Consider the following 13371-nt stretch of genomic DNA (forward strand, 5'->3'; position numbering starts at 1 on the left):
TAGAAAAAAGAAGTCGGGGATCTGGATTAGAGTTTTTGGATTTTTGATTCACATTGTTGGAAAATATAATTTACCGCAGCAAATAATTTATCTAAATCTTGAATCATATACAGATTTTTATTCCGAGTAAACACATCACCAACCAACTTTCCAAATTGCCATATTTTCCCGTTAGAAACAATTCCAAAAACATCACTAACAAAATCATCATTAATCCTCTGAACTGCAATCATTTCTGCTAAACATTGACTCCAACCTTCTTCAAATTTGTCTTGTTTAGCTTCAACCATCAAAAAATAAGGTTTATCAAAAACAATTGTACTTAAAGAGTTTCGCTGTGTCACAGTATAATCAGGAATACCTGATAAATCCTCATCATAAGTTAATGCTTCATGACTCCAAAGAGTTAATTTACTTCGGTAAGGTTTCCATACTTCTTTTAATACTGGATAAATGAGATTTTCACAAATAGCATCTTCGGAATTATCAATAACTCCATCTGTAAATAGCAAATCTAATTCCTCCTTAAAAGATTCCTTAGCCGGAAATTCTACTTCCAACATAAAATTAGATTGCACATATTTGATTTGAAACTTTTTAATGACTGAACTAATACTTTTATAATTGCTAAATGCCATAAAATCCTGTCAATCCTAATTCAGAAAATATTGCGTTTCGTTCCATTGCTTCGCGTTCACTTTTTACAGCCTAGCGTTCGCGTAGCGTGGCGAAGGCATAACATAATTCATACCACATTTGCAAGAAATTTGTGAATACAATCATAGACGGAGCTTTCAAAGCTTTTGAACTATTAACCAGTGCCAATAGTGACGTTTTCCAGGTGATGACAATGACATTGTTTATCTCTGGAATAGCTACAGCCATTAGCGTTTTATTGAGACTACCATTAGGACTGTGGCGTTTCAAAAAGCGGTAGCAGATTTACAGCCATTCGCAATCAACCGTGCTACAGATGAAACCACTCAAAACGAGTGCTAGAATTCCTTCTGCGACTTATTTTTATGGTGGGTTTAATTCCTAGTTCGCGTTTCTTTTGGAGACGCACTCGCGTTCGCTATCTAAAACTGCTGTAACACGTATCTGGAAAGGCAAAAGCATCTAAATAATAAAATTAAAACTTGTTAAGTAGGTGAACTGAAAAATTTAAAGGTATGTGAAGAAAAGTAAAATCGCCCAAAACTCTCTTCCTGTTCCCAGTTAAGAGTTCCCTGTTCCCTTGCCCCAACGACAATTTTTAACGCCAACCTACTTATGTATATTCCCTGATTTTAACTCTCAAGCAGGGGGGAATTATGAGGATACTTACAGGAACAATATATTACGTAATATTTCGCTATATTAGCTATACATTTATTTATACTCTAAACTAGAGTAATCTTAAATGGAGGATGCCATTTAGACATCTGGTAGTCAATCCCGTTCCCTGCTATATATCCTCGCAACATCCTCAAACTCTCCGTGCATAAACAGAATGGGTTCTGAATTAAATAACAGTAGCTATTTAAGGAATCTCAGAATATGTTGGAAATTAAACGTAATCAAGACAATAGCCAAATTCATCAAGAAGCTTTAGTATTACCCTTTAATGCTGTGGGAATTGCAGATATTCCCCTAGTAGGTGGTAAAAACGCTTCCTTAGGGGAAATGATTCAACAACTAAGTTCCCAAGGTGTGAAAGTTCCCACGGGATTTGCGACTACGGCTTATGCTTATAGATACTTTATTACTGGGGCTGGTTTAGAAGTAAAACTGAGAAAGATTTTTGCCGATTTAGATGTGGAGGATATGGCTAATTTGCAAGAATGTGGCAAACAAGCCAGATCATTAATGTTAGAAACCCCATTTCCGCTAGAATTGCAAGAAGCGATCGCTAGATCCTATCAAAGTTTATGTCAAGAATATAGTATAGATACTGATGTGGCTGTTCGTTCTAGTGCCACAGCCGAAGACTTACCAGATGCTAGTTTTGCGGGACAACAGGAAACTTACCTGAATGTTCATGGCATTAAAAGCGTATTAGAATCTTGCCATAAATGCTTTGCTTCTATCTTTACAGACAGGGCAATTTCCTACCGACAAATGAGAGGTTTTGATCATTTTGAAGTAGCATTATCAGTGGGTGTCCAAAAAATGGTTCGGTCCGATTTAGCCTCTTCTGGGGTGATGTTTTCCATAGACACCGAAACAGGTTTTCAAAATGCTGCTTTAATTACCGCTGCTTATGGTTTAGGTGAAAACATCGTTCAAGGTGCAGTTAACCCCGATGAATATTTGGTATTTAAACCAACTTTAAAACAAGGATATAAACCCATTCTCCAAAAACGGTTGGGAACAAAAGAAATTAAAATGGTTTATGATATAGGTGGGTCAAAATTAACTAAAAATATTTCTGTTCCTCAACTTGAACGTCATCAATTTGCCCTCAATGATCAAGAAATCCTCCAACTAGCAAAATGGACTTGTATCATTGAAGATCATTATTCCCAAGTTCGGGGAATAGCCACACCAATGGATATTGAATGGGCAAAAGATGGGATAACAGGAGAATTATTTATTGTCCAAGCTAGACCAGAAACCGTTCAATCTCAAAAATCAAAAACCGTTCTCAGGACTTATCAACTCCAAGAAAAAAGTAAAGTTTTATTAACAGGTCGTAGTGTTGGCGAAATGATAGGTCAAGGTAAAGCTAGAGTTATTCTAGATGTACCAGAAATTAATCTCTTTCAAGCCGGAGAAGTGTTAGTTACTAACCGCACAGACCCCGACTGGGAACCGATTATGAAAAAAGCCAGTGCTATTGTCACTAACTCTGGGGGGAGAACCTGTCATGCATCAATTATTGCCAGAGAAATGGGTATTCCTGCTATAGTTGGTTGTGGAAATGCGACTACAGTTTTAGAAACTGGACAAGAGATTACTGTGAGTTGTGCGGAAGGGGAAACAGGTCAAGTTTATGCAGGTTTATTAAACTTTGAAATTCAAGAATTACCATTAGATAATTTACCTCGAACCCGCACTAAAATTATGATGAATGTGGGTAATCCAGAAGAAGCTTTAGGTTTGACAGCAATTCCTAATGATGGTGTTGGTTTAGCGAGAATGGAATTTATCATTGCTAATCATATTAAAGCCCATCCTTTAGCATTATTACATTTTGACGAATTAGAAGACGAACTTGCCAAATATAAAATTAGCGAATTAACGGCACAATATGAAGATAAAGCCGAATTCTTTATTGCCAAATTAGCGCAAGGTATCGGCACAATTGCCGCAGCATTTTATCCCAAACCTGTAATTGTCCGTTTATCTGACTTCAAAAGTAATGAATATGCCAACCTTTTAGGAGGTAGACAATTTGAACCCAAAGAAGAAAATCCGATGATTGGTTGGCGTGGTGCTTCTCGTTATTATGATCCTCGTTATCGTGAAGGTTTTGCATTAGAATGTCAAGCTATGAAACGGGTAAGAGAAGAAATGGGTTTAACCAATATGATTCTCATGGTTCCCTTTTGTCGCACTCCCGAAGAAGGAAAACGAGTATTAGCAGAAATGGCAAAAAATGGCTTAGTCAAAGGTGAAAATGGCTTAGAAGTTTACGTTATGTGCGAGTTACCAAGTAACGTTTTATTAGCTGATGAATTTAGTCAGGTTTTTGATGGTTTCTCCATTGGTTCTAATGATTTAACCCAATTAACATTAGGATTAGATCGAGATTCTGAATTAGTGGCACATTTATTTGATGAACGCAATGAAGCTGTTAAAAGAATAATAGCAAAAGCCATAACTACTGTTAAACAAAATAATCGCAAAATTGGTATTTGTGGACAAGCACCCAGTGATTATCCAGAATTTGCTCGTTTTTTAGTTGAACAAGGTATAGATTCTATTAGTCTCAACCCTGATTCTGTGATTAAGACAATGTTAGAAATTGCGAAAGCAGAAACAGGGGAATAGGTAATTGGTAATGGGTAATTGGTAATTGGTAATTGGTAATTGGTAATTGGTAACAGTTTTACAACTAACAACTGACAACTGTACGGGCGAAGCATTTGGAGAACTATTTTTGGCAATGACCGATAATTTATCTTCCAAATGCTTCGCCCCTACTAACAACTAACAACTAACAACTGACCAATATGCAAACAAAAAATGTAGAGTTGGATCTCTCAGATCCTTGTTTTTTACTTACCACATTACAAGAACTTCGTCAATCTGTTGATCAGGAAGGCAAGGAAATATTTGAACGCTGGAAAAAGCAAATTCACCGACAATCTTTTATTAATAGTAGTCTCAATCTTGCCTATTATTTGGCACTGAGAAGACACGATTTACGAGAACTGCAAGCGGCTTTAATGCCTTGGGGTTTGTCCTCATTGGGGAGGATAGAAGCTAAGGTTTTACCAACTTTAGATGCGGTGATTGCCACCTTACAGGCAGTTTGTCGCACAGATAATGATTCTATCATTATACATCCACCTTTGGACGCATTTTTTGAGGGCGATCGCCTTCTCCAACAAAATACCGAAGATTTATTTGGTAACACCCTCGATAACCGTCGAGTTAGAATCATGGTAACGTTGCCAAATGAAGCCGCTACCAATTACGAATTTCTGCGGGATATCATTCGACAAGGGACCAATTGTGTGAGAATTAATTGCGCCCATGATACCCCCGGTGAATGGTTAGCCATGATTAACAATGTCAAACAAGCAGAATTAGAATTAGAATCTTCTTGTAAAATTCTTATGGATTTGAGTGGTCCCAAAACCAGAATTAAATTTGTTCTTACCCCCAGTCCCAAACAACGAATATTTAAAGGTGAATCTCTCCTCCTTACCCATGAGTTACCCACTACTATTGATTCTGAATTTTTTCAAGCCAGTTGCACAATTCCAGAAGTATTAAAACAACTGAAAATTGGTACAATAGTCTGGATTGATGATGGACGGATTGGTGCTTGTGTTGAGTCAATTACATCTGAGGGAGTATGGTTAAAAATTACCCATGCCCGTCTTAAAGGTGAAAAACTATTACCAGAAAAAGGCATTAATTTTCCTGACACTGACTTACATTTGAGTTCTTTAACAGAAAAAGATCAACAAGATTTAGATTTTATTACCACTCATGCTAATCAAGTTAATATTATCGGTTATTCCTATGTGCAAACACCCGCAGATATTCAGCTTTTACAACAGGAATTAGCGGTAAGATTACCAGAAAATTCTCCCACACCTGCCATAGTTGCCAAAATAGAAACACCCTTAGCCGTTAGCAATTTGCCAGAATTAATTATTCAAGCTGCCGGAAAACAACCCTTTGGAATTATGATTGCCAGAGGAGACTTGGCGCTGGAAATTGGTTATCAACGACTGGCGGAAATTCAAGAGGAGATATTATGGTTATGTGAGGCTGCCCATATCCCCGTAATTTGGGCAACTCAAGTCTTAGAAAATCTCGTCAAACATGGAATGCCGTCACGGGCAGAAATCACTGATGCGGCCATGTCAGAACGGGCAGAATGTGTCATGCTCAATAAGGGTGATTATATTATTGAAGCTGTGGCTATTTTAGATGATGTTCTCACCAGAATGCAAGCCCACCAAGTTAAAAAAACACCCCAACTACGGGCTTTACATTCTTGGTAATTGGTAATAGAAAATAGACATCTGGTGAAAATTAAATATGCGTGACTTACAACCCTTGTAGAGATGTTCCATGGAACGTCTCTACGTTCTTTTGTGGAGATGTCTAAGAGGTTGTTTGAAAAGTATTAGATGAAACCGATAATCTCCAAAAACCTAACCCCCCAGCCCCCCTTCCCTACGAGGGAAGGGGGGTTTCAAAGCCTCTCCCCTTGCAGGGGAGAGGTTTGGAGAGGGGTCAGTCTATACATTCAAAACTTTTCAAACACCCTCTAATATATCCAAAGTTCTCTCCTGTCAATGTGGTTACAAAACTATATATTTAAATTGTGAATACTTACTATTTGAAATGTTTACAAAATTAAAGTTTCATATATAGAATATTCAGGGTACAATCTAATTAATTGCTCAAAAATCAATTAAATGATATTTATATTACCAACAACAATCATTTGGTTAAATTGTACGTAATTTTTTGAAATAAATTTTCTCACTCCAAACCCTTGCTATCCATATCTATCAAATTTATTAACTAATGATTTGTAGATTTTAATCGGTATGACATTAGTTACAGTATCATCTACTAATCAGATTAACCAATGGACGCATTCACTAACAGATTTAACCGAAAATTGATTAATTTACCTAATTTACATCAAATTATTCATTATTCTCCCTTAACTATTAGTCCTGATAGTTGTGTGATGGATGCTATTAACTTGATGAATCAACAACAAGATCATAAAGTTACAGTTAATAACCCGATCCATCAAGTAACCGACTATGTTTTAGTAGTAGAGGGAAAGCAATTACAAGGAATATTTACTATTAAAGATGTATTGAGAGTAATTACCTTAAATACCGACCTATCAGCGGTAAAAATGGCAGACGTGATGACTCAGCCGCTAATTACTCTCAAATATTCAGCATCTGAGCATATTTTGACAGTGTTTGCACTTTTACAGCAGCATTCTATTCAGTATTTACCAATAGTAGATGATCAAGACAACTTAATCGGTATTGTCACTGAAGCAAACTTGCTGCAAGCCTTAAATATAGAAAAAATGATTGGTGTGGTTGAGGCATTGCAGGAAAATTTGCTAGATTTGAAGACAGAACACATACCAATTAATGAACAACTGGAAGTAATCCGTAAGCAAACTCATAATCATTTACAAGCATGGGCAAAAAAACAAGTTGACGAGAATTTACAAATTAATCGAGAACTGCAAGAAACTTTAGAAGAACTGCAAATTGCCGAAGAAGAACTACGTCAACAAAATGAACAACTAATCTATTCTCGGCAAATTACTGAAGCAGAACGACAGCGTTATCAAAATTTATTTGAATTTGCACCTAATGGTTATTTAGTAACTGATACTTTAGGAATAATTCAGCAAGCTAATCATGGGGCAGCATCCTTACTATCTGTCCGTCAAGATCATCTTGTGGGCAAACCATTAGTAGTTTTTATTGCTGAAGAAGATCGTTCTCAATTTGTATCCCGGTTAAAAAAATTGCATGAATTACAGGAATGGGAAATGAATTTCCAGTCCCGTAAAGGTTTACTCTTTTCTGCTAGTGTGAGAGTAAATTCTATGGTTGATAATGAGGGTAAACGGACTGGTTGTTTATGGTCAATATCTGATATTAGCGACAGGAGAAAATTAGAAGCAGCACTCCGTCAAGATAGCGATGTCTTGGAAGTTCGGGTAAAAGAACGCACGGCAGAATTAGTGATTGCCAATAAGCGATTGCAAGAAGAAATCATTGAACGGCAACATATTCAAGCGTCCTTACAAGAAAGTGAAGCCCGACTCACCTTAGCACTAGAAGCAGGTAATATTGGGATCTGGGATTGGCATATCCAAACCAATGAAACTCTCTGGTCTCCTACCATGGGTTTAATGTATGGTTTACCTCTCAATAGTTCCTGTCCTAGTATTGAAGACTTTCTCAATTTAATCTATCCTGAAGACCGTCAGCATTTTCAAAACTGTGTCAGTCATTCCCTGGAGAAAAAAGTTGATTTTGTCTGTGAACATCGGATAGTGGATTGTGATGGTATCCTACATTGGTTGAGTTCTAGAGGAAAAGTTTACTGTAACGAAAATGATCGGCCAATCCGCATGATTGGCACAACTAGAGACATTTCTGAACGTAAACAAACGCAACGGCAAATATATGAACAAGCTGCCCTATTAGATATTGCGACTGATGCAATTTTTGTCCGAGATTTTCAAGCCCAAATCGTCTTTTGGAATCAGGGGGCAGAGAGGATATATGGTTGGGAACGTCAGGAAGTTTTAGGTAAGAATCCCAAGGATATTTTTTACGATTCAACTTCCCATGAACAAGAGATAATCGCCCTAAAAACTGTAGTTACATCGGGAAGTTGGGAGGGTGAGTTACGCAAACGCACACAATCAAACCAACTAATTATTGTTCAAAGTCGCTGGACATTGATGTTAGATACTGATGGACAACCTAAATCTATTCTCACAGTAGATACTGATATTACAAAAAATAAACAACGAGAAGAGCAATCTTTACGCGCTCAAAGAATGGAAAGTATTGGAACTTTAGCTGGAGGCATTGCCCACGATATCAATAATATCTTAACACCAATTTTAGCATCTGCTCAATTACTCAAAAGTAGTAGATTATCTGAAGAAAAACATAAAGATCGTCGTCAGCAAATGCTGACAATTATTGAAAATAATGCGAAACATGGTGCAGAACTAGTCAAACAATTGTTATCCTTCGCCAAAGGTGTTGAAGGCAAACAGACGATTGTGCAGATTAATGATTTGATCAGCGATATTATCTACTTGGTCAGTCAAACATTTTCCAAATCCATCACATTTTCTAAGCATATTCACCCTAAATTATGGACAGTGCTTGCGGATAAAACCCAACTGCATCAAGTATTAATAAACTTAGTGGTTAATGCTGCTGATGCTATGCCTGACGGTGGATGTCTCTCTGTTTCTACAGAAAATTTGTATCTTGATGAAGAGATGATCCAGATAAATCATCATGCTACAGTTGGGAATTATATTGTGATTACGGTTAGAGATACGGGGACGGGAATGTCACCGGAAATATTAGAAAGAATATTTGAGCCATTTTTTACCACTAAGGATTTTGGTAAAGGCACAGGATTAGGACTATCAACAGTATTAGGAATTATTAAAAGTCATAAGGGGTTTATTAATGTTGAAAGTCAAATTGGACTTGGTAGCGTATTTCAGATATTTTCACCATCAGTTAACCAAGAAGTTTCCCCTTTAGAATCCGATCATCAAGAAATATCTCAAGGACAGGGAGAACTAATTTTAGTAGTAGATGATGAAGCCCATATCCGGGAAGTTACAACAACCATTTTAGAAGCCTACAATTATCAAGTTCTTACCGCTAAAAACGGCGTGGAAGCAATCAATACTTACAACCCACATTCCGCACCCCAAAATGTTACAGAGGGAAATTACGGAGATGAAAATCAAAGGGAGCATCAAAACAAACAGATAAAGTGAAAAAAGGCATTTGAGAAACAGTAAATCACCAAAAATGTCATCAAAATCTATTCTCAATAAGAAGCAATAAGAATGCACACCACCTGGAGAGGTCAATGAATAAGCGAAAGGAGATATTCAAGAAATAATTATAAGTTAGACTAATCAATTAAAGTAAAAAACGAAATTATAGACATAGTAAAATGGAGCTATAAATCAAAGAGATTAGCTCATCTTTACTCATAGAAATTAAATTGATAGAGATGATAATTAGCTGACTAATTGATAGTAACGTAAACAATCATCTGGTAAAAGACTCAAGATAAAATCTCTGTCCTTATTCCAATTAGAAATATGTTTCTCCTGACTGAGTGTAACCAAATGAATACACTGAAAGCATTGAAAAATCCAGCGTAAAGTAGGACGATTAGTTGCTTTGCCTAATTGATTTTTAATTGTTGATTTAGACTCCAAAAGAGCATTTCTAATATGACGTTGAGCCAAAGTATAAACCAGTAGACATAAACCCATAATCATTCCCAAAGACTCTATTCTCTCAGGACTTTTGAGGAAAATACTGTCGGCAAAAAATAATGGGTCTTTGAGAAAACCAAACCCTCTTTCACATGATTGTTGAGCTTTATATTCCCTGAGCATAGAATCATTGCTTAGTTCCTTTGAATCTAAAACATTTGTCGCAATAATAAAACGTCCCGCACTCAGCAATTCTGTATTAATTTTACTTTCATCCTGGGAGACTGTAGCTGATATTTGATAGGATATTTCTCCTGAAGTATCTTTTTTATTAGATTTTACTTGAGTCACCGTACTTTCGTGAATTTGATGATATTTGAATTGTTTTGATAATTTTGATAATGCCTTGATAGCATCTGCAACACATGCAAATCTCTCTTGTGATAACTTTTTCAAATCTTGCACAGCTTTTGATTCTGCTTTGGTAATTTTTTGTGTGAGCTTATGCAGGTCTGATTCTTTTCTTTCTTGACTTTGCACTACTAACCATCTTTGTTCTATCCCTGCATAATTTTGGATTTTTGATGCTAATTTATATCCTGGTATTGTACTATCAATAAATTCTGATTCTGCTAATGTTGATATTAATGATTTTGCTGCTTTTATGCTTAATGGTACTCGACATAACCAACGTAATTCTGACATCATTTTCAGGTTTGATTCTGTATATAAAGCAGCGTCAGCAACCATGAGACTATTAACTTCTAATTGTTTTTGATATTCTACTGCTATTTTACCAAAACATGATGAGTCAGCTTGGTTTCCCGATGCTAGTTTTAAAAATATTGGTATGTCTCCATCTCCTGAACATATCATTTCTATGATAAACTGTTTTAAGTCTGGACGATGGTCACGAGAATAACCGTAGGTGATGGTTATTTCTTTTGGTGATTTTACTGCTAATTCTTCTAATTCTTGGTTATTTCCTACTTTTTGACTCTCAAATATTACGAATGGTAAGCTAGTGTTATACTGCCCATGCACGTGCATTGATGATGAGTCTAGATGTGATGTTGATAGTGATACTCCAAATTTTTGAGCAGCTTTTAAGGCTATGATAAAAAAGATTGTATCTAAGCCTTTTATAAACAGTTTATCCATGACTCTCCCCAATTTATCGTCGTTGAGATATTCTGGTTTTACTCCTGCTCCTATTAAATGCTCACAGGCTATTGTTTCAAAATATTTGGGAAACATATATAACGGTTTGGAGACAAATCCTAACCCGTTTATTATCATGGCTTTTACCACTTGACCTGCATTTACTTTTTCGTCTTTTTCGACTCCTATTAATTCATTTATTATTTCTACTATTCCGATTGAATCTATGATTCCTGCTACTATCCCTAGATGGTCTATGTTCTGAATTTCCATTTCTTGAGGTTTTAATTTCACAACAGTTTCCTCTCATACTTCTGTTGTTATCAATTATTTCTTATTTGGTTATCAATTCATTTTTTTCTTTTGTTACCAAGTTTCACTTTCTCACACCATTTCGCTTTTAATGCTATTTATTATCATTAAGCATCTTAATTTTTGAATTGACTTTAGTTATTATGTACTACTTTAAGGGCTTTTTTGATCTGTGACAGTTTGGGGTGCGGAATGTGGGTTACAACCAATACCGGGATCAAATCAGAGTAGTATTGATGGATATAATGATGCCAGGAATGAATGGAAATTCCGCCATTTGCAAGTTAAAAGAAATCAACCCCCAGGTGCTAATAATTGCTTGTAGTGGATGCAATATAGAGAATATGTTAGAGCCAAATAATGAATCTCAAGTTACAGCAATTTTATCAAAACCCTATACTAATGAAGAGTTATTGGCAAAATTAAATTTTGTCCTCAAGTAAGTTGTCAGTAGGGGCGAAGCATTTGGAAGATAAATTATCGGTCATTGCCAAAAATAGTTCTCCAAATGCTTCGCCCGTACAGTTGTCAATTATTCATTTTTGAATATTTTGAACAGATTTTTGGGGATTACAGCACTTATGCTCATAGAATTGACCGATTGATGAGACTTTTACTTTTTTTTGGCAAATTTTATGACACCTCAAGAGTTTTTAGAAAAGTTGGCAACAGCCGCAACAGACCCCGAAAAACTGATAGTTTTTGCAGAATACTTGGATACAACTGCCTTGGATCATGCCACAGCCCCAAGATGGAGAAGTCTTTCTTATAGTAACGAAATTGAAATGGCGCTTAAAAATGTAGCTTTTCATTTAGAAGCGCTCGCTGAAGCTGAGTAATACGTAAGGGGGGCAGGAGGCAAGGGGAGTAGGGGGAGTAGGGGGAGTAGGGGGAGTAGGGGGAGTAGGGGAGATTATTTATCTTTCTATTACCCATTACCTATTACCTATTACCTATTACCTATTACCCATTACCCATTACCTATTACCTATTGCCTCTTACTTTATTCACCAATATATATTCCTAAAGACCTAGCGGTTTGGACTAAATCACCTTGAGGATTAACAAGAGAGGGATTATTATCTATCACATCTTGAATGGGGAAAGTGACAACTTTGCCATTTTGCCAAGCTAACATTTGATCATATTGATTTTGGGCAATTAAATCAACTGCAACTTTACCAAACATAGTAGCTGTGAGACGGTCTAAAGCTGAGGGGATACCACCACGCTGAATATGTCCTAATACAGAAACTCTGGTATCAATCAGGTGATTACTACAATTAGCAATTTTTTCGGCAATATATTGACCTTGACCACATTTAGTTCGGCTTCGCTCACTATCAATAGCAGTAGTACAAATAGAAGGATTATCGGCATCTTCTGCACAAACAGATATACCTTCAGCAACCACAATAATAGCAAATTTTTTTTGCCAACAATCGCGTAATTCGGTCAGATGATGACATATTCCTTGAATAGTATAGGGGACTTCGGGAATTAAAATCACATCAGAACCGCCGGCAATTCCTGAGTGTAAAGCTAAATGTCCGGCGCTGCGTCCCATAACTTCGATAATCATCACTCGGTCATGACTAGCAGCAGTAAAGATCAGACGATTAATAGCATCAACAATTGTATTAATTGCCGTATCAAAGCCGATTGAACGTTCTGTAAAAGCGACATCATGATCAATAGTTTTGGGGATAGCAATTAAATTCCAATTACCTAAAACGGCTAATTGATGAATAATATTTAAACTACCATCTCCACCCACAATAATTAAAGCATTTAAAGCGATCGCTTCATAACCTGCTAATATTTCATCAGCATGGGCTAAAGTATCTCCTTTATTAATACTACCTAAAATTGTTCCCCCCATATTTAGTAAAGGGTCAATCCCGCGCAAATCCCAACCATGTATACTTAACGGCACAGTTTTCCGTTCTAGCAACCCTTGGGTAGCGTAAGGAATCCCCACTACTTCCCAATCAAAAGTCCGTGTGGCATGACTCACAACAGCGCGAATCACACAATTTAGACCCGGACAATCACCACCACTGGTAAGAATACCAATACGTTTTTTCATTGTTTGTCAGTTGTTAGTTGTCAGTAGGGGCGAAGCATTTGCAAGATAAATTATCGGTCATTGCCAAAAATAGTTCTCCAAATGCTTCGCCCGTACAGTTGTTAGTTGTCAGTAGGGGCGAAGCATTTGGAAGATAAATTATCGGTCATTGCCAAAA

General features: G+C 36.6%; 10 protein-coding genes. 6 read left to right on the forward strand and 4 right to left on the reverse strand.

Annotation, left to right across the window (positions count from 1 at the left end):
• Nucleotides 1–26 precede the first annotated feature (26 nt).
• A complete protein-coding gene (locus HGD76_RS13330; RefSeq protein WP_168696078.1) occupies nucleotides 27–638 on the reverse strand; it encodes a hypothetical protein in 612 nt (203 codons plus the stop codon).
• 131 nt (nucleotides 639–769) lie between these two features.
• On the opposite strand from HGD76_RS13330, the gene HGD76_RS13335 reads away from it, so the two are divergent.
• Both HGD76_RS13335 and ppsA read left to right on the forward strand, forming a co-directional pair.
• Entirely contained in the window at nucleotides 770–937 is a 168-nt protein-coding gene (locus HGD76_RS13335) for a hypothetical protein (RefSeq protein WP_210967635.1), read from the forward strand.
• 602 nt (nucleotides 938–1539) lie between these two features.
• Entirely contained in the window at nucleotides 1540–3975 is a 2436-nt protein-coding gene (ppsA, locus tag HGD76_RS13340) for a phosphoenolpyruvate synthase (RefSeq protein ID WP_168696079.1), read from the forward strand.
• On the opposite strand, the gene HGD76_RS13345 is transcribed toward ppsA, so the two are convergent.
• Nucleotides 3943–4134: a hypothetical protein gene (locus tag HGD76_RS13345; protein WP_168694549.1), complete on the reverse strand. Its 192-nt coding sequence runs from the start codon at nucleotides 4132–4134 to the stop codon at nucleotides 3943–3945. The two genes, ppsA and HGD76_RS13345, sit on opposite strands and share 33 nt — an antisense overlap.
• A gap of 23 nt (nucleotides 4135–4157) precedes the next feature.
• Here HGD76_RS13345 and HGD76_RS13350 point away from each other — a divergent pair, with 23 nt between their 5' ends.
• Together HGD76_RS13350 and HGD76_RS13355 are read left to right on the forward strand one after the other, a co-directional pair.
• A complete protein-coding gene (locus HGD76_RS13350) occupies nucleotides 4158–5666 on the forward strand; it encodes a pyruvate kinase (RefSeq protein WP_210967636.1) in 1509 nt (502 codons plus the stop codon).
• 596 nt (nucleotides 5667–6262) lie between these two features.
• The gene (locus HGD76_RS13355; protein ID WP_407644781.1) at nucleotides 6263–9199 is read left to right on the forward strand and encodes a PAS domain S-box protein; all 2937 of its coding nucleotides are present in this window, start codon (nucleotides 6263–6265) and stop codon (nucleotides 9197–9199) included.
• A 249-nt stretch (nucleotides 9200–9448) separates the two neighbouring features.
• Here HGD76_RS13355 and HGD76_RS13360 read toward each other — a convergent pair whose 3' ends face one another.
• The gene (locus tag HGD76_RS13360; RefSeq protein ID WP_168697441.1) at nucleotides 9449–11086 is read right to left on the reverse strand and encodes an IS1634 family transposase; all 1638 of its coding nucleotides are present in this window, start codon (nucleotides 11084–11086) and stop codon (nucleotides 9449–9451) included.
• Between the two features lie 233 nt (nucleotides 11087–11319).
• Between HGD76_RS13360 and HGD76_RS13365 the strand changes: the two genes are divergently transcribed.
• Entirely contained in the window at nucleotides 11320–11568 is a 249-nt protein-coding gene (locus HGD76_RS13365) for a response regulator (RefSeq protein ID WP_168696080.1), read from the forward strand.
• A gap of 192 nt (nucleotides 11569–11760) precedes the next feature.
• The gene (locus HGD76_RS13370; protein ID WP_015079868.1) at nucleotides 11761–11964 is read left to right on the forward strand and encodes a hypothetical protein; all 204 of its coding nucleotides are present in this window, start codon (nucleotides 11761–11763) and stop codon (nucleotides 11962–11964) included.
• Nucleotides 11965–12128: 164 nt separating this feature from the next.
• Here HGD76_RS13370 and HGD76_RS13375 read toward each other — a convergent pair whose 3' ends face one another.
• A complete protein-coding gene (locus HGD76_RS13375; protein ID WP_168696081.1) occupies nucleotides 12129–13214 on the reverse strand; it encodes an ATP-dependent 6-phosphofructokinase in 1086 nt (361 codons plus the stop codon).
• Nucleotides 13215–13371: the final 157 nt, after the last annotated feature.

It is taken from the genome of Dolichospermum flos-aquae CCAP 1403/13F (assembly GCF_012516395.1).
Taxonomy (GTDB): Bacteria; Cyanobacteriota; Cyanobacteriia; order Cyanobacteriales; family Nostocaceae; genus Dolichospermum; species Dolichospermum lemmermannii.